The following is a 17,650-nucleotide window of genomic DNA, read 5'->3' on the forward strand; positions in this document are numbered from 1 at the left end:
CGCGTCATGATGCCAGACGGACTCTGATATCAGGATTCTCCAGCTTCAATAATGTCCCGTCCTATCCCAATGTCCCTGTGCGCCATCAACAGGGGAACGAGAATGCCGGACGCATTGCGGAGCCGTTATCGGGCCTGGAGCTGGGACGCGCCCGGCGAACCGGATGAACTTCAACTGGTGGAAAAAGCGACGGTCCAGCCCGCATCGGGCGAAATCGTCGTGGAAAATACCCTGGCCGCGTTCAACCCGGTGGACTGGAAGATCATCCAGAACGGCCATGCCGCCTGGAAATCCGGCCGCGTTCCGGGGGTCGACGGGGTCGGCCGGATCGCCGCCGTGGGCCCCGATGTCCGCCTGCCGGTCGGCCAGCGGGTCGCGTATCACCAGAGCCTGGCGCGGGACGGCAGTTTCTCGGACTACACCACCCTGCGGGCCGAGAGCGTCCTGCCGGTTCCCGACGGCGTCAGTGACGAGGTCGCGGCCGGCATTCCCTGCCCCGGCCTGACGGCGTGGCAGGCGCTGGCCAAGGTCCCGTCCGTTCCCGATCGCGATGTGCTGGTGACGGGGGCAGGGGGCGCGGTCGCGCTGATCCTCGCGCAACTGGCGGTGCGGCGGGGGTGGCGGGTCTGGGTCACGGCGTCGCCCCGCCATCACGCGCGCCTGCTGGGCCTGGGGGTCTGCGGGGCGTTCGATTATCAGGACGATTCCTGGCAGGGCGCGTTGCAACAGGCGCTGGGGCCGCGCCGCCTGTTCGCCGTGTTCGACACCACAAGCGGGGGCTATGCGAGGACGCTGGCGCCGATGCTCGGCTTCAACGGGCATCTGGTCTGCATCCAGGACCGGCTGGACGCGCCGCCCCTGCCGCCGTTCGCCACCGCGCTCTCGTTGCACGAGGTGGCGCTGAACGCGATGCACGACCACGCGTCGCCACAGGACTGGCGCGACTGGCGCATGGCCGGCGCCGGCCTGATGCACGACGTGCAGGCCGGCGCGCTGGAAACGCAGCCCGTCCGCGTGACGGCGTTCACGGCCCTGCCCGAAAGCCTGTCCGCCTTCAAGGCCGGCCGGACAACGGGAAAAGTGCTGGTGAAGATATAGGACATTCGAACGCATGGCATCGCCGGACGATATGGGTGATGCCATCGCCCCTCCCGCGTCCCTCGTGGCACGCCGGATGACCGGAGACACGATCCGTACCGATGGCGGTTTCCCGCAGGATATTGGAACGGAGACGCAGCATGTCACGGAAACTCGAGGGCAAGATCGCCCTTGTCACCGGTGGCAGCGCCGGAATCGGCCTCGCCACGGCCCGGCTGTTCGCCGGGGAGGGCGCGCATGTCTACATCACCGGACGCCGCCGGCCCGAGCTTGACGCCGCGGTCTCCGCCGCGGGCGGGGGCATCAGCGCCATCCAGGCCGATGTCGCGAAACTCCCGGACCTCGACAGGGTTTATGACCAGATCGGCCGGGAGAAGGGCCGCGTGGATATCGTCTTCGCCAACGCGGGCCTGGGCGAAATGGTCCCGCTCGGTGCGATTACCGAAGACCATTACGACAGGATCTTCGACATCAACGTCAAGGGGGTCGTCTTCACGGTGCAGAAGGCGCTGCCCCTGATGCCGGACGGGGGCGCCATCGTCCTGAATGCCTCCATCGCGTCCATCAAGGGCTTTCCCGCCTTCAGCATCTATGCCGCGACCAAGGCGGCCGTGCGGTCCTTCGCCCGTTCCTGGACATCGGACCTCAAGGATCGCGGGATCAGGGTCAACGTGGTCAGCCCGGGGCCGATCGATACCCCGCTGCTGAACCACACCTTCTCCGATCCCGACGAAAAGAAGGCCCTGGCCGCGACCGTCGTCATGGGACGCGTCGGCCGTGCGGAGGAGGTCGCCAGCGCGGTGCTCTTCCTCGCCTCGTCCGACGCCAGCTTCGTCACCGGGGTGGAACTGTTCGTGGACGGAGGCGCCGCCCAGGTGTGAGCGCGCATCCGGCGTGGGGGCGGGGATGTTCGCTTTGGAACGCACGGGGCGTGAAACCTGATCGCATCCTCACGGATATGCGTTCGCCCGGGCGCGGAATCGAATTGAGACGCCCGGCCGTCTTCGGATATGAATGTCCACCGCAAGGAGGCACGCATGTCATCCTTTCGACCTTTCCCCTCGCCATCATCCGCGACACCCATGCCGGGCGACCGTGCCGCGTCCGGTGACGGACGATCGTACGACCTTCTGATCATCGGGGGCGGCGTCAACGGCTGCGGCATCGCGCGCGACGCCGCCGGGCGCGGGGCGCGCGTCCTGCTGGTGGAACAGGACGACCTGGCCGGCCATACCTCGTCCGCCAGCACCAAGCTGATCCATGGCGGCTTGCGCTATCTGGAATATTACGAATTCCGGCTGGTGCGCGAGGCGCTGATGGAGCGCGAGGTGCTGCTGCGGATCGCGCCGCACATCATCTGGCCGATGCGCTTCGTGCTGCCGCATTCGAAGCTGGCGCGTCCGGTCTGGGAACTGCGCGCGGGGCTGTTCCTCTACGATCACCTGGCCCTGACCATGACGCTGCCGCGCACCCGAAGCGTCACCTTCGCCGACCATCCCAGCGGCGCCGTGCTGAAACCCGAATTCACCCGGGGGTTCATCTATTCCGACGGCTGGGTGCAGGACGCCCGGCTGGTGGTCCTGAACGCCATGGACGCCGCCGCCCACGGCGCGGAAATCCGCACCCGCACCCGGTTCGTCTCGGCCACGAGGGGCCGCGAGTCGTGGGAGGCCACGATCGCCGACCAGGAAACCGGCCGCACCGGCACCGTCCGGGCGCGCGCGCTGGTGAACGCCACCGGCCCCTGGGTCGCCTCGGTGCTGCACGGCACGCTCGGGGTCGGGGGGAACAAGCAGGTGCGGCTGGTCAAGGGCAGTCACATCGTGGTGCCGCGCCTGTTCGAGGGATCGCAGGCCTATATCCTGCAGAATCCCGACCGCCGCATCATCTTCGTCATTCCGTACGAAAGCCGCTACACCCTCATCGGTACGACCGACATTCCGTGGGACGCGGACCCGGGCAAGGTCGCGATCTCGCCCGATGAAATCACGTATCTGTGCGACAGCGTGAACCGGTATTTCCGCAAGCCCGTCCAGCCGTCCGACGTCGTATGGAGCTATGCCGGCGTGCGCCCGCTCTTCGACGACCGGGCCAGCAGCGCCTCGGCCGTGACGCGCGACTACGTGCTGGATGTCGATACCGAGGGCGGGGCGCCCGTCCTTTCGATTTTCGGCGGAAAGATCACGACCTATCGCAGGCTGGCCGAACACGCGATCGAAAGGCTGGCCCCCCATGTGCGGTCGCTGCGCGCGGTGCCGTGGACCGGCCTGCACGCGCTGCCGGGCGGCGAATTCGTGGGGCGGAATTTTCTGGGCATGCTGGCGCAGTTGCGGGCGCGGGCACCCTGGCTGGACGAACACAATGCCTGGCGCCTGATGCGCAATTACGGCACGCGGGCCTTCGACATCGCGGCCGGCGACGCCGCCGCGATGGGCCAGGATTTCGGATCCGGACTGTACGCGCGCGAGGTCGATTACCTGATCGACCGCGAATGGGCCCGTTCGGCCGAGGATATCCTGTGGCGCCGGTCCAAGCTCGGCCTCCTGTTTTCCGCCGGGCAGGTCGCGGAACTCGAATCCTATATCGCGCATCGCGGCAAGCCCGTGGAATCGCAGGTGGCGGATGTAGCCTAGGACGTATCGGATTCGCCCCGCCCGAACAGGTCCCTGGAGACCAGGCATGAAGAAGCTCATCAACGCCCCCGACCGGGTCGTCACCGAAGCCCTGGAGGGCGTGGCGGCGGCCCACCCCGACCTGCTGACCGTCCATCTCGACCCCGCCTACATCATGCGCGCCGACGCGCCCGTGAAGGGCAAGGCCGCGCTGGTCTCGGGCGGCGGATCGGGGCACGAACCGATGCATGGCGGCTATGTGGGGCGCGGCATGCTGGACGCCGCCTGTCCGGGCGCGGTCTTCACCAGCCCGACCCCCGACCAGATCCTGGCGGCGACCCGCGCGGTGACGGGCGAGCAGGGGGCGCTGCACATCGTCAAGAACTACACGGGCGACGTCATGAATTTCGACATGGCGGCCGACCTGGCGCGGGAGGAAGGATTGCGGCTGGAGGCCGTGATCATCGACGACGACGTGGCGGTCAAGGACAGCCTCTACACGGCGGGGCGGCGCGGCGTCGGCGGCACGATCCTGGCGGAGAAGATCTGCGGCGGCGCGGCCGAGGCCGGGGCGGACCTCGGGTCGCTGGCCCGCCTGTGCCGGGACGTGAACGCGTCCGTCCGCTCGATGGGCGTGGCGCTGACGTCCTGCACCGTGCCGCATGTCGGAAAACCCAGTTTCGAACTGGGGGAAGACGAAATGGAATTCGGCATCGGCATCCACGGCGAACCCGGACGGAAGCGCGTCGGGATGGAAAGCGCCGACCGCATCGCGGACATGCTGATGCAGCCGATCCTGGAGGACCTGCCGTTCCGCCGGGGCGACCCGGTCCTGCTGTTCGTCAACGGCCTGGGCGGCACGCCGCTGATCGAACTGTATATCGTCTATCGCGCGGCCCACCGGATCGCCCAGGCACATGGGCTGACCGTCGCCCGCTCGCTGGTCGGGTCCTACATCACCAGCCTGGAAATGGCCGGCACGTCGATCACGCTGCTGCGCCTGACGGACGAGATGACCCGCTACTGGGACGCCCCGTGCGTCACGCCCGCCCTGCGCTGGGGGGCGTGAGCGCATGCCGGATGCCCGCACGGCGGATGTCGCCTTGTTGTGCGTCTGGCTGCGCCGGGCGGCACAGGTCATCGACGACCGGCAGGACAGCCTGTCGGTGCTGGACGCCGTGATCGGCGACGGCGACCACGGGGCGAACATGGCGCGCGGCTTCCGGGCCGTGGCGGGCAAGCTGGACGAACCGCCCCCCGACGTCGCCGCCCTGTTGAAGCTGGTCGGCATGACGCTGATCAGCACCGTGGGCGGTGCGTCGGGGCCGCTGTACGGCACGTTCTTCCTGGACATGGGCAAGGCGGCCCGGGACGTCTCCGCCCTGGACGTTCCGGCATGGCGCACGCTGCTGGCGGCCGGGGTGGCCGGGGTCGCGGCGCGGGGCAAGGCCGTGGCGGGCGACAAGACCATGCTCGACGCCCTGATCCCGGCGGTGGCGGCCCTGTCCGGCACCCAGTCCGGCCCCGACACGCCGCAGGCCCTCGCCCGGGCGGCCGAGGCCGCCCGGCAGGGCGCGGAGGCGACCATCCCGATGATCGCGCGCAAGGGGCGGGCCAGCTATCTGGGCGAGCGCTCGGCGGGGCATGAGGACCCGGGCGCCGCGTCCTCGGCGCTTCTGCTGACGGCCCTGGCCGATACGGCGGGCTAGCGATGGACGCGCCCGACATCACGGCCCCCACCGCCCTGCTGCTGGTGTCGCACAGCGCGGCGCTGGCCGAAGCGACCGAGGCCCTGATCCGGCAGATGACCGGCACGCGCGTCGCGATCGCCCGCGCGGCCGGCGCCGGGCCGGGCGGCCGCGACCTCGGCACCGATCCCATGGCCATCGTCGCCGCCGCCGAATCGCTGCCGGCGGCGTGCGGCGCCATCGTCGTGCTGATGGATATCGGCAGCGCGCTGCTCAGCGCGGACATGGCGCGCGACCTGATGCCGGCGGGCGTGCGGGCCAGACTCCACCTCTCGCCCGCCGCCTTCGTCGAGGGCGCGCTGGCCGCCGCCCTGGCCGCCGCCGCCGGCCTGCCGGTCGAACGGGTCCTGGCCGAGGCGGAAAACGGACTGGCCGCGAAACGCGCGGACATCGCGCCATCCGCGCCCCAGCCCCAGCCCAAGCCCATGCCTTCGCCGGCAACGACAACGGCGACAGCACGCCGCGCCGTCACGCTGGCGGACCCGGCGGGGCTCCACCTGCGCCCCGCCGCCGCGTTCGTGACCGTCGCGGCGGGCTACGATGCCGATATCCGCCTGACGGCGAACGGCAGAAGCGCGCGCGCCGACAGCCTGACGGCGCTGCTGACGCTGGACGCCGCCGCGGGGGCCACCGTCACGATCGAGGCCTCCGGCCCGCAGGCCGAAGCCGCGGTCGCCGCCCTGGCCACCCTTCTGGCCCAGGCGCCCGAAGCGCCCCCGCCCGACCTGCCGGCGCCCCCGGCCACGGGGCCCATCCCGGTCTCGCCCGGCCGCGTCGCCGGCCCGCTGCATGTCGTGGACCGCGCGCCCCTGGCCATCCCGGACCATCCCGCCCCGGACCGGGACGCCGCCCGCATCCGGCTGCGCGCCGCCATCGACGCCACGTTCGGCCGGTTGAGCGCCGGCCCGCCCATCATGGCGGCGCAGGCGACGCTGCTGCACGATCCGGCCCTGGTCGATGCGGCCTATGCCGCCATCCAGGACGCCGGATTGAACGAGGCCGCCGCCTGGTGGCGCGCGGTCCTGTCCACCCACGCCCGCTATGGCGCGCTGGACGCGCCCTACCTGCGGGCCAGGGGGCAGGACGTGATCGAGGTCGGGCGCGCGGTGCTCCAGCGCCTGCTGCCCGGCACGGGGCCGCGCGACCTGGCGGTGGGGCCGGCGCCGTGCATCCTGCTGGTCGATACCCTGACCGCGGCCGAGGCCGCGTCCCTGCCGGCCTCCGTCATCGGCGTGCTGGACCGGCAGGGCGGGGCGACCAGCCATGCCGCGATCCTGCTGCGGGGCGCCGGCATTCCCGCCCTGGCCGGCGTGACGCTGGACCCGGTTCCCCGCACCGTCGCCTTCGACGGCGCCAGTGGGGAGATCGTGCCCGACCCCGACCCGGCCACCGCCCGGCGCTTCCAGTCCCCTCCGTCGCCGGCGCCCGCCGCCGGCCCGTCCGTGCTGCCCCTGCGGGACGGCACCGGCCTGGAACTGTGGGCCAATGTCGGCACCGTGCGCGAAAGCCTGGCGGCAGCGGCGGCCGGCGCCCACGGGATCGGCCTGGCGCGCACGGAAATCCTGTTCCTGGACCGCCCGGACGCCCCCGCCGAGGCCGAGCAGGCCGAGCGGATCGCCGCCCTGCTGGCGCCGTTCCGGGGGCGTCCGGTCGTCGTGCGGGCGCTGGATGCCGGGGCGGACAAGCCGATCCCGTTCCTCGCCCTCGATCCCGAGGACAATCCGGCCCTGGGCGTGCGCGGCCTGCGCGCCCTGCTGCGCCGTCCCGCGTTCTTCCGCACCCATCTGCGCGCGATCCTGCGCGCGGGCGGTGCACACGACCTGCGCATCATGCTGCCGATGGTCACAGTCGCCGAGGAAATGCGCGCGGCGCGTGGCATCCTGGCGGATGCGTGCCGCGAGGCCGGAACGCCCATCCCCCCGCTGGGCGCGATGATCGAAGTCCCCGCCGCCGCGCTGCGGATCGAAGACCTTGTGGCGGAAACGGACTTCTTTTCGATCGGCACCAACGACCTGACGCAATATGTCATGGCGGCGGAACGCGGGCGGCAGGATTTCGCAGCGTTCGCGGACGCCGCGCATCCCGCTGTCATCGATCTGTGCGCGCACGTCGTCCGGCACGCGAACGGCAGGTCCGTCTCGGTCTGCGGGGAAGCGGCGGGCGATCCGCGTGCCGCGCGCCTGCTGGTCGCGGCGGGCATTCGCCGCCTGTCGATGGCCGCGACGCGCCTGGGCGCGATCCGCGCCGCCTTCGCCGCCTGACGGGGAGAATCGCATGGTTTTTCGCAAACATCACGTGATATAAGGAAAATTTCAGAAAACCGCCAAGCGGTATGCCGCAAGAAGAAAAACCGTAAAGGGAGCAGGCACCATGACCAGCTATGTCGGCGCGATCGACCAGGGAACGACCAGTTCGCGCTTCATCATCTTCGACCGCCAAGGCCGGATCGCCTCGGTCGCGCAGAAGGAACATCGACAGATCTATCCCCGCCCGGGCTGGGTGGAACATGACCCTGTCGAAATCATGAACAACACCAACGAAATGATCGGGGCGGCGCTGGCCCGCGCCAACCTGGCGGCGGAGGACCTGGCCGCCGTCGGCATCACCAACCAGCGGGAAACGACCGTCCTGTGGGACCGGGAAACCGGCAGGCCGCTGCACAACGCCCTGGTGTGGCAGGATACGCGGGTCGATCAACTGGTCACGACATTCGCCGCCGACGGGGGGCAGGACCGTTTCCGCCAGGTCACCGGCCTGCCGCTGGCCAGTTACTTCGCGGGGCTGAAGCTCCGCTGGCTGCTGGACAACGTGGATGGCGCGCGCGCGAAGGCGGAAGCGGGGCAGGCCCTGTTCGGCACCATCGACAGCTGGGTCATCTGGAACCTGACCGGCGGGCCGAACGGCGGCATCCATGTGACGGACGTCACCAACGCCTCGCGCACCCAGTTGATGAACCTGGAAACCTGCGACTGGGATCGCGGCATGCTGGACGTCTTCGCCATTCCCGCCGCATGCCTGCCCAAAATCGTGCCCTCATCCTTCGTGTATGGTGAAATCGCCACGCCGACGCTGAAGGGTACGAAGATCGCCGGCATCCTGGGCGACCAGCAGGCCGCCCTGGTCGGCCAGACCTGCTTTTCACCGGGCGAGGCCAAGAACACCTACGGCACGGGCTCGTTCCTGCTGATGAACACGGGCGTCAAGCCGGTGCAGTCCAAGGCGGGCCTGCTGACGACGCTGGCCTACCAGTTCGGCGAGGAACGCCCCTGCTACGCGCTGGAGGGCGCCATCGCCATCACCGGGGCGCTGGTGCAATGGCTGCGCGACAATCTGAAACTGTTCGATATCGCGACCCAGATCGAACCGCTGGCCCGCAGCGTGGAGGATAACGGCGGTATCTATATCGTGCCGGCCTTCTCCGGCCTGTACGCGCCGTACTGGAAGGAAAACGCCCGTGGCGTGATCGCCGGGCTGACGCGCTACGTCACCCGGGCGCATTTCGCCCGCGCGGCGCTGGAATCCACCGCCTATCAGGTGCGCGACGTGGTGGAGGCGATGGAAAGCGACAGCGGCATCAGGCTGACCAGCCTGAAGACCGACGGCGGCATGGTGGCCAACGAACTGCTGATGCAGTTCCAGGCCGACATCCTGAACGTTCCCGTCGTCCGACCCAAGGTCGTCGAAACCACGGCCCTCGGCGCCGCCTACGCGGCGGGGCTGGCCGTGGGGTACTGGAGCAACACGGACGACCTGCGCGCCAACTGGGAAATCGACAAGACCTGGACACCGTCCATGCCGGAAGACCGCCGCGCCCATTACACGAAATCCTGGAAGAAGGCCGTGCAGCGGTCCTTCGACTGGGTGGATTGACGATCGCGGGCGCCTGCAACGAGACCATGTGGGGGGAAGAACCCATGAGCAGAGAATTTCTCGGCGAGCTGATTTCCGAAGCGCTCGCCGTCCTCATCATCATCGCCTTCGGCGATTCCGTCGCGGCGATGTACATCCTGTACGATCCCAGTCCCTACCTGAACGCCTACTGGGGCGTGTGCATTTCCTGGGGGCTGGGCGTTACCATCGCCATCTATGCGACGGCCTCGGTGTCCGGCACCCACGCCAACCCGGCCGTCACGCTGGCACTGGCGATCTACCGGCATTTCCCGTGGCGCAAGGTGGTGCCGTACTGCATCGCGCAGATCATCGGCGCCTTCCTCGGGGCTGCCATCGTCTATGCGCTGTATGTCACCGTCATCGACGATTTCAACACGGTGCACCACCTGACGCGCGCGGCCGGGGGCGCGGCCGGGGTCTTCTTCACCCATCCGGGCCACGCCATCACGCCCATGCACGCGTTCAGCGACCAGATCATCCTGACCGCCTTCCTGCTGTTCGGAATCTTCGCGATTACCGAGCAATATAACGAAATGGCGCCGGGCGCGAATTTCGGTGCCCTGATCATCGGTTTCCTCGTCGCCCTGATCGGCGCCTCGATGGGCTACCTGGAGGCCTGGGCCATCAACCCCGCCCGTGATTTCGGTCCGCGCCTGTTCGCCTATTTCGCCGGATGGGATCAATCGGCCTTCCCCTCGCCGGGGAATTACTGGTGGGTGCCGATCGCCGGGCCGCTGATCGGCGGCGTCGTGGGGGCCACGGTCTATGAATATCTGGTCCACCCGTTCCTGCCGGCGCACATCCGCGCGCAGAAGGCCCTGCACGCCGTGGTCACGACCCCGCCGCCCCGCGCGGCGGAATAGGGACGACGGAGCAGGGGGAACAGGGACCGGCCGCGTGATTCCCCGGGGAATCACGCGGCCTTTCCCGTATCATACCCGGCCGTAGGCGAAGCTGTTGCGCGGGCGCGGCGCCAGGCGGAAGGCCAGGCCGCCGGGGCTGAGGTCCGGCCTGCCGTCACTGGTGGCGGGCACCAGCATCCCGTTCGGCAGTTCGATGAAATGCGAAATCAGCGTCTCGTGGTGCATGCCGGTGCTCAGGCCGGACAGGTCGATCCGCAGGCACGCCTGGCCGTCGATCGTCACCGGCTGCGCGGTCCAGGTGCCGCCCATATAGTCCGACTGGTTCTGTTGCGCGGCGTCCAGCCACATCGTCTGCGTATGCATCCGAAACCGGCCCTGGCGCGCGGTCGGCGGGCCCAGCAGCACCAGTTCGACGGAAACATAGGCCTGCGGGCCGGGCAGGGGCGGATAGCCGTACCAGTCGCCGAACACCGGGCCGGTCGGCTGCACGCAGCCGCCCAGGCCGACCGCCATCCCCAGCAGCAACGCCGCGACGCGCCGGCCCGCCGTCATGGCAGGGTCAGGGGGGCCGGCACCCCGTCACCGATTGGCATACCCATTTTCTGTGTCCCAGTCTGGAATCGCGCGATCATAACCAGATTTCCCGTGCCGGCGCAGGGGATTTAACGCTCCGGCGGCAGGAACGCGCCGGCGGTGCGCGACAGCCAGGTGCTGAAGCGCACCAGGGCGGGCCGGTCCCGCCGGGTTTCCGGCACGAACAGCGTATAGGCCCCGATCTCCACGCCCGGAAACGGCGCGCCCGGCGGGCCCAGCCGCACCAGCGTACCGCGCTCCAGGTCGTCCGCCACCAGGAACGGATTGGCCAGCGCCACGCCCTGTCCCTCACGTGCCGCCGCCAGCACCACATGGGCATGCCACAGCCGCGCCGCCGGGGTGATGCGGGGCACGGCCACGCCCTGCCGCGCGAACCATGCCAGCCATTCGTGGCTGTCCTCCTCGGCCAGCAGCGGCAGCGCCGGCAGGTCGCCGATCGTGCGGATCGTGCCCGCGCGGCGGATGAAATCGGGGCTGGCGACCGGGAACACCACCGGCCGCGCCAGATCCACCCGGCGGATGCCCGGGGTGTCGTACGCGCCATCGGGCGCACCGCCGGGCGCGCCGTCCAGCCGATAGCGGATATCCGCATCCACCCCGTCGGACCAGAACGACGCCCGCGCGTCGGTCGGGCGCAGCACCAGGTCGATCTCGGGATGTTCGGCACGAAACGCGCCCAGCCGTCGCACCAGCCAGTGGAAGGCGAAGCCCGGCACGCACCAGACGCTCAGGTGCGACGCGTCGCCCAGGCGCAGCGCCTCGGTGGCGCTCGCGATCTCGTCCAGCGCCGCCGCGATCCGCGCGTGATAGGCCCGGCCCGCCGCGTTCAGCGTTCCCTGGCCCTGGCCGGGGGACCGGTCCAGCAATGGCACCCCGATCCATTGCTCCAGCGCCCGCACCTGCCGGCTGACCACCGCGTGGTCCACGCCCAGCCAGGTCGCGGCCCGGCGAATGCCGCCGGTCCGGCCGAAGGCGTCGAAGGCCCGCAACGGGGCGAACGGGGGAAGGGGGCGCCGGTCGGACATGGGGCTCCGCAGTCTCGGATGCTCGGGTCGGGGGACCATGTGCGCATACCGGTGCCTTTTTGTCACCACCGCCGCACGCGAAGGCGCCTTCCACGCAACGTTACGGTCAACTAAGAAAAATCCGGTGTGCCGGAAGCGGGGGGACAGAAACTGTGCCTTGCCGGCAACAAAATGAAATTTTCGAACATAGACCGCTCGGGTTCCATTCTGCCGCGTGCCGAAGCCCGGTAAAACCACCCCGGGGCCGGTGGATATACTTCGCCCCGCCGGGCCGCTCGGGGCCTGAAACTGCGGAAGTCTGCATGATGCGATGGATGGCGATATCTCATGACCGGACCGGCCTGACGGAAAGCCGCCGCGTGCCGCGCGGCCTGGCGGTGCCGGGCGCGCTGCTGGCCGCCCGACTGGCCGTGGCGGTGGCCGTGGCGGGGGCGCCCGCGCCGTCCCGCGCCGCCGTCCCCCCGGTGCTGGAGGCGGAACAGAGCGACGTCGCCACCCTGCCGCCTTTCGCCCCGCACTGGGTCCTGCCGCCCACCGCCCGCACCGCCTACACGCTCTATGACGCCGATGCCGGGCGCATCCTCGGCACCATTCCCGCCGGCATCGTGGGCAATATCGCGCTGTCGCCCGACCGGCGCAGCGTCTATGTGGCCGATACGATCTGGTCGCGCGTCGACCACGGCACGCGGCAGGACCTGCTGCAGGAATATGACGCCCGCACCCTGTCCCTGCGGCGCGAAATCACGCTGCCGCCCCGGGCGCTGGCGGTGTACCAGTCGCGCGACTTCGCCCTCAGCGCCGACGGCAGATGGGCCTACAGCTTCAACATGAGCCCGGCGACATCGGTCACGGTCGTCGACCTGGCCCATGCCGCGGTGGCGCGGACGGTCGACATCCCCGGCTGCGCCCTGGTCTATCCCTGGAAATCGGGCGGCTTCTCCAGCCTGTGCGGCGACGGTTCGCTGACCAATGTCGGCTATGACGGCGGCAAGCCCACCGTCACCCACACCACCCCGTTCTTCGACGCGAACACCGACCCGATCTTCGAGGGCGCGCCGGTGGACCGCGCCACCGGCCACGCCCTGTTCGTCTCCTATACCGGCAAGGTCTACGACGCGGCGCTGGGCCAGGCGCCCGTGATCGCGGCCCCCTGGTCCATCCAGCAGGCGGCGGGCCAGCCGGCGGCGGGCACCGGGGTGCAGGAACTGGCATGGCGTCCCGGCGGGTCGCAGCCCTTCGCCTGGAACCGCGCCACCGGGCACCTGTTCGTGCTGATGCACACCGGCACCTACTGGACGCACAAGAACCCGGGCACCGAGGTCTGGGAACTCGATCCCGCCCGCCACGCGCTGGTGCGGCGCATCGACCTGCCCGCGCCCGCCCGCGGCATCGCGGTCAGCGCGGATGCCGCGCCGCTGCTCTACGCCGCGGCCCAGGACGGGACGATGGCGGTCATCGACGTGCGCACCGGCACGCTCCGCCGCAGTATCGAGGCCCAGGCCGGCCCCATGCTGCTGGCGCCCGACCTGTGACGGGGACGGGACGATGATCGATTCCCATTCCATGGCCGCGCTGGATACCAGCGCCATCCTGGCCTGGACCCAGGTGCTGGACTGGCTGCTGCTGCTGGCGCTGGTGCCGGTGCTGGCGCTGCTGTTCCGGCGCATGCGCCGCCTGTTCGCCCGCGTGGCGCCCGTGGGCGCGCTGATGACGTCCGGCGGTCCCGCCCCCGGCGTGCGCCTGCCGTCCCGCATCCTGCGCGCGCTGGACGGGGGCGAGGTCGCGCTGGGCGGCAGCCGCGCCGACGGCGGCAGCACGCTGCTGCTGTTCGTCTCCGGCGCCTGCCCCATCTCGCGCAAGATGCTGCCCATCGCGGGGGATTTCACGCGTCGCGAAGCCATCGACCTGCTGTGCCTGGGCGACGATACCGACGCGATGCAGCACGACCTGACCGCGCGGTTCGCCATTTCACCGTCCCGTTTCGTGAACGATCCGGAAATCGGCCGCATGCTGGGGGTGGACAAGCTGCCCTTCGCGTTCCTGCTGGATGCGACGGGCACGATCGTGGCCAAGGGCCTGGTCAACAGCCGCGAACATCTGGAAAGCCTGGTCGTGGCAGGCGAAACCGGCCATGTGTCCGTGCAATCCTACCTGGATGCCCGCCCTCACGCGGCCTGACGGGCCGCCAGGCTCTGAGGAGTGTAAAACGTCAATGCCGGTCTCTTTCCTCGACACGCTGGGCGAAACCGTCACCCGGCGCCTGGCGGCACGTTCGTCGCGGCGCGGCATGCTGGGGCGCATCGGCGCCGCCATGGCGGTCGCGCCCGCCTTCCCGCTGCTGCCGGTCGCCCGGGCCGATGCCGCGCCCGCCGCCACGCCCGCCGCTACGTCCGGTCCCGCCCCGGCGACGCCCGACCCCGCGCTCAGCGATTTCGAACGCCGCGCGCAATCCGCCGATCCCACCAAATGCACGTACTGGCGCCATTGCGCGATCGACGGCGTACTGTGCGGCTGCTGCGGCGGCGGGGTGCACAGTTGCCCGCCCGGCACCCAGCCCTCGCCGGTGTCGTGGATCGGCACCTGCCGCAACCCCGATGACGGCCGCGCCTACGTCATCGCCTATCGCGACTGCTGCGGCCGCAGCCTCTGCGCCGCCCCCAAATCCTGTTCGTGCAACACCGCCGACCGCGAAATGCCGATCTATCGGCCGCAGGCCAGCAACGATATCATCTGGTGCTTCGGCACGGCCTCGACCGCCTATCATTGCTCGACCGCCGCGATCATCGGCCAGGCCGGCTGACGGGCGGTGCGTCGGCTGCCGGTTCTCGGCCTGCTCGCCGCCATCGCGGCGGCACCGGTCCTCGCATACGGCGTTCCGGCCCCGGCCGGCATGCCGGTCGTGCCCATGGTCCAGGGCCATTACCTGGTGGGCTGCGGCGGCTGCCACGGCATCCAGGGCCGCTCGGGGCGCCAGGTGGTGCCCGACCTGGCCGGACAGGTGGGCTATTTCCTGTGTACCGGCCAAGGGCGGGACTATCTGGTCCGCCTGCCGAACGTGGCCTTCGCCAACCTGTCGTCGCACGACCTGGCCGACATGATGAATTTCGTGGTCTTCACCCTGGGCGGCGCCAGCGTGCCGCCGGGCGGCCGGCCCTACACGCCGGACGAAATCGCGGCCCTGCGGGCACAACCCTTGCGGGTGGCCGACCTGCACATGTACCGTGACCAGGTGGTCCGGGGCGTGGTGCGCGCCTGCCCGGCGGCGCGGGGGCTGCATGAATACGACACCGCGCAGGCCGCGCGCGAACGCTGACGGGATATGGAACAGGGAGAGATGATGGATTCGTTCGACCACGCAGTCGCGCCGGTAACGGCGGCGCTGCTCGCCGGGGGCGTCGGCGTGCTGCTGCTGGCCGCCGGGATTGCGAAACTGCGTGATCGCGACACGTTCCTTGGCACGCTCGCCGCCTACCGGCTGCTGCCCGATCCGCTGCTCGGCCCCGCCGCCTGGGCGCTGGGGGCGGTGGAAACCGTCCTGGGCGCGATGCTGCTGGGCGGGGTGTCCGTGCGCGCGGCCGGGTACGGGGCCGCCCTGCTGTTCGTGCTGTTCGCACTGTCCATGGCGGTCAACGTGATGCGCGGCCGGACCGACCTGTCCTGCGGCTGCCTGCCGGGCCTGGCCTCGGCGCGGCTGTCGTGGGGCGCGGTGGCCCGCACGCTGCTGCTGGCGCCGCCGGCGCTGCTGCCCGGCCTTGCCGGCCTGCCCGCCGCCGCCCTGCTGCGCTATCAGTCCCTGGCCGCCGGGGCCTGCCTGCTGGCGCTGGGGCTGGCCGCATCGCACCTGCTGCCCGCCGGTGCCGAGGAACCGTCCGCATGATGACTGCCCTGATCGTCTCGCAGATCCTGCTGTTCGCCGCGATCGTCGTCCTGGTCCTGGTCGTGCTGGCCCTGGCCCGCCAGATCGGGGTGCTGCACGAACGCATCGCCCCCATCGGCCTGCAGCAGCCCCAGTCCGGGCTGGATGTCGGGCAGGTGATTCCGCGCATCACCATGCGCACCCTGTCCGGCGCGCCGTTCCCGATGGGCGAGGCCCTGCCGCCGGGCACCGTGCGCATGCTGCTGTTCGTGGCGCCCGACTGCCCGGTCTGCAAGCGCGTGCTGCCCGTCGCGCTGGACGTGGCGCGTGATCGCGGACTGGACCCGGTCCTGGTCGGGGACGGCGCCCCGCCCGAACTGGTCGCGATGCGCGACCGGATGGGCCTGGGCGGCGTCGCCTTCGTCACGGGGGTCGAACTGGGCCTGGTGCTGCAGGTCAGCCGCCTGCCGACCCTGGTGCTGCTGGATTCCAACGGCACCATCCTGGCGAAGGACGTGGTCAATACGCGGCGGCAGGTCGAAGCCCTGATCCCCGCCGCCGCCGGGCGGGCGGCGTAGGGCCAGGGCCCGGATTTAAAGCGCCAGCGCCTGCTCGATGACCGCCAGCCCTTCCTCGATCAGGCTGTCCGGCGCCGTCAGCGGCACCAGGATGCGCACCGTCTCGCCCTGGATGCCGCATGACAGCAGGATCAGCCCCCGTTCGGCGGCGCGGGCGCAGATCGCGGCGGCCCCGCCGGCGCGCACCGGCCCGTCCGGCCCCTCCAGGATGTCGAAGCCGATCATGGCTCCCGGCCCGCGCGGCGCGCTGATCGGCGTCAGGCCGCGCCGGACGCGCATCCCCTCCAGCCGGTCGCGGATCAGGGCGCCGATCGCGTTCGCCCGCTCCACCAGCCCCTCTTCGGCAATGACGTCCAGCACCGCCAGCGCCGCCGCGCAGGCGATCGGCGCCCCGGCATAGGTCCCGCCCAGCCCGCCGGGCCCCACCGCATCCATCAGCGCGGCGCGGCCGATCACGCCCGACAGCGGAAAGCCGCCGCCCAGCGATTTCGCGATACAGACCAGGTCCGGCGCCACGCCCGACAGTTCGATGCCGAACAGCCGCCCGGTCCGCGCGAAGCCGGTCTGCACCTCGTCGGCGATCAGCACGATCCCGTGCGTATCGCAGACCGCGCGCAGCGCCCGCAGCAGGGCGGCGGGGGTCGGACGGAATCCGCCCTCGCCCTGTACCGGCTCGATGATGATGGCGGCCACCTGCGCCGGATCGATATCGGCCGCGAACAGGAAATCCAGCGCCTTCAGGCTGTCCTCGACCGTGACCTCCCCGGCCGGGAACGGCACGTGATAGACGCCCGCCGGCATGCTGCCGAACGGCGCCTTGTACGGCCGGACCTTGCCGGTCAGCGCCGACGCCAGCAGCGACCGGCCGTGGAAGGCGCCGGTAAAGGCCACGACGCCGCTGCGCCCGGTCGCCGCGCGGGCGATCTTCACGGCGTTCTCGGTCGCCTCGGCCCCGGTCGAAAACAGGATGGTCTTCGCCGGGCCGGGAAACGGCGCCAGCCCGTTCAGCCGCTCGGCCAGGGCGATGTAGGATTCATACGGCGCGACCTGGAACGCGGTGTGGGTGAACAGCTCCGCCTGCCGCCGCACCGCCTCCATCACACGGGGGTGGCGATGGCCGACATTCAGCACCGCGATGCCGCCGGCGAAGTCGATATAGCGCCGCCCCTCGACATCCCACAGCTCGGCATTCTCCGCCCGCGCGGCATGGATGGCGGTGGCCGATGCGACGCCGCGCGGCACCGCGGCCTCGCGCCGGGCCTGAAGATCGGAATTGGTGGATGACATCGTGCCTGTCCTCGTCTGGCGTGAATCCGCCCGACAGATGTAGGCCACGCCCCGCCGACGCGGGAGCCGCCTTGTCGGTCGTCCCCGGTGACGTCCGG

The 17,650-nt window shown here is 70.6% G+C and carries 17 protein-coding genes; 14 read left to right on the forward strand and 3 right to left on the reverse strand.

Annotated elements, in window-relative coordinates:
• Positions 1–102 precede the first annotated feature (102 nt).
• From GDIA_RS11730 to GDIA_RS11765, 8 genes are all read left to right on the forward strand, one after another.
• Positions 103–1,098, forward strand: coding sequence for a zinc-binding dehydrogenase (locus GDIA_RS11730; protein WP_012554248.1), 996 nt, complete (start codon positions 103–105; stop codon positions 1,096–1,098).
• Positions 1,099–1,238: 140 nt separating this feature from the next.
• Positions 1,239–1,979 carry an SDR family NAD(P)-dependent oxidoreductase gene (locus tag GDIA_RS11735; RefSeq protein ID WP_012222499.1) on the forward strand — a complete coding sequence of 247 codons (741 nt, stop codon included), beginning with the start codon at positions 1,239–1,241 and terminating at the stop codon, positions 1,977–1,979.
• A gap of 201 nt (positions 1,980–2,180) precedes the next feature.
• The gene (glpD, locus tag GDIA_RS11740) at positions 2,181–3,731 is read left to right on the forward strand and encodes a glycerol-3-phosphate dehydrogenase (protein ID WP_012554249.1); all 1,551 of its coding nucleotides are present in this window, start codon (positions 2,181–2,183) and stop codon (positions 3,729–3,731) included.
• Positions 3,732–3,777: 46 nt separating this feature from the next.
• Entirely contained in the window at positions 3,778–4,779 is a 1,002-nt protein-coding gene (gene dhaK, locus GDIA_RS11745) for a dihydroxyacetone kinase subunit DhaK (RefSeq protein ID WP_012554250.1), read from the forward strand.
• Positions 4,780–4,783: 4 nt separating this feature from the next.
• Positions 4,784–5,419, forward strand: a complete 636-nt coding sequence (dhaL, locus tag GDIA_RS11750) for a dihydroxyacetone kinase subunit DhaL (protein ID WP_012554251.1) — start codon at positions 4,784–4,786, stop codon at positions 5,417–5,419.
• 2 nt (positions 5,420–5,421) lie between these two features.
• A complete protein-coding gene (locus tag GDIA_RS11755) occupies positions 5,422–7,719 on the forward strand; it encodes an HPr family phosphocarrier protein (RefSeq protein WP_012222503.1) in 2,298 nt (765 codons plus the stop codon).
• Positions 7,720–7,828: 109 nt separating this feature from the next.
• Positions 7,829–9,328 (forward strand): glycerol kinase GlpK, encoded by a 1,500-nt coding sequence (glpK, locus tag GDIA_RS11760; RefSeq protein WP_012222504.1) that lies wholly within the window; start codon positions 7,829–7,831, stop codon positions 9,326–9,328.
• 44 nt (positions 9,329–9,372) lie between these two features.
• Positions 9,373–10,212 (forward strand): MIP/aquaporin family protein, encoded by an 840-nt coding sequence (locus tag GDIA_RS11765; RefSeq protein WP_012222505.1) that lies wholly within the window; start codon positions 9,373–9,375, stop codon positions 10,210–10,212.
• A 69-nt stretch (positions 10,213–10,281) separates the two neighbouring features.
• On the opposite strand, the gene GDIA_RS11770 is transcribed toward GDIA_RS11765, so the two are convergent.
• Together GDIA_RS11770 and GDIA_RS11775 are read right to left on the reverse strand one after the other, a co-directional pair.
• Entirely contained in the window at positions 10,282–10,764 is a 483-nt protein-coding gene (locus tag GDIA_RS11770) for a hypothetical protein (RefSeq protein ID WP_012222506.1), read from the reverse strand.
• A 110-nt stretch (positions 10,765–10,874) separates the two neighbouring features.
• Complete coding sequence (locus GDIA_RS11775) at positions 10,875–11,831, reverse strand: LysR substrate-binding domain-containing protein (RefSeq protein ID WP_012554253.1); 957 nt, start codon at positions 11,829–11,831, stop codon at positions 10,875–10,877.
• A gap of 314 nt (positions 11,832–12,145) precedes the next feature.
• On the opposite strand from GDIA_RS11775, the gene GDIA_RS11780 reads away from it, so the two are divergent.
• The 6 genes from GDIA_RS11780 to GDIA_RS11805 are packed head-to-tail and all read left to right on the forward strand — an operon-like array spanning position 12,146 to position 16,265.
• Positions 12,146–13,363, forward strand: coding sequence for an amine dehydrogenase large subunit (locus tag GDIA_RS11780; RefSeq protein ID WP_012222511.1), 1,218 nt, complete (start codon positions 12,146–12,148; stop codon positions 13,361–13,363).
• Between the two features lie 13 nt (positions 13,364–13,376).
• Positions 13,377–14,009 carry a thioredoxin domain-containing protein gene (locus tag GDIA_RS11785; protein ID WP_012554255.1) on the forward strand — a complete coding sequence of 211 codons (633 nt, stop codon included), beginning with the start codon at positions 13,377–13,379 and terminating at the stop codon, positions 14,007–14,009.
• A 34-nt stretch (positions 14,010–14,043) separates the two neighbouring features.
• A complete protein-coding gene (locus GDIA_RS11790) occupies positions 14,044–14,631 on the forward strand; it encodes a methylamine dehydrogenase light chain (protein WP_012554256.1) in 588 nt (195 codons plus the stop codon).
• Positions 14,632–14,637: 6 nt separating this feature from the next.
• Complete coding sequence (locus GDIA_RS11795) at positions 14,638–15,144, forward strand: cytochrome c family protein (protein WP_012554257.1); 507 nt, start codon at positions 14,638–14,640, stop codon at positions 15,142–15,144.
• A 21-nt stretch (positions 15,145–15,165) separates the two neighbouring features.
• Positions 15,166–15,708, forward strand: coding sequence for a MauE/DoxX family redox-associated membrane protein (locus GDIA_RS11800; protein ID WP_244410085.1), 543 nt, complete (start codon positions 15,166–15,168; stop codon positions 15,706–15,708).
• Positions 15,705–16,265 (forward strand): thioredoxin-like domain-containing protein, encoded by a 561-nt coding sequence (locus GDIA_RS11805; RefSeq protein ID WP_012554259.1) that lies wholly within the window; start codon positions 15,705–15,707, stop codon positions 16,263–16,265. The genes GDIA_RS11800 and GDIA_RS11805 overlap by 4 nt, the downstream gene beginning before the upstream one ends.
• Before the next feature lie 15 nt (positions 16,266–16,280).
• On the opposite strand, the gene gabT is transcribed toward GDIA_RS11805, so the two are convergent.
• On the reverse strand, positions 16,281–17,552 hold the full coding sequence (gene gabT, locus GDIA_RS11810) for a 4-aminobutyrate--2-oxoglutarate transaminase (RefSeq protein WP_012554260.1): 1,272 nt from the start codon (positions 17,550–17,552) through the stop codon (positions 16,281–16,283).
• Positions 17,553–17,650 lie beyond the last annotated feature (98 nt).

This window comes from Gluconacetobacter diazotrophicus PA1 5, from assembly GCF_000021325.1.
Lineage (GTDB): Bacteria > Pseudomonadota > Alphaproteobacteria > Acetobacterales > Acetobacteraceae > Gluconacetobacter > Gluconacetobacter diazotrophicus.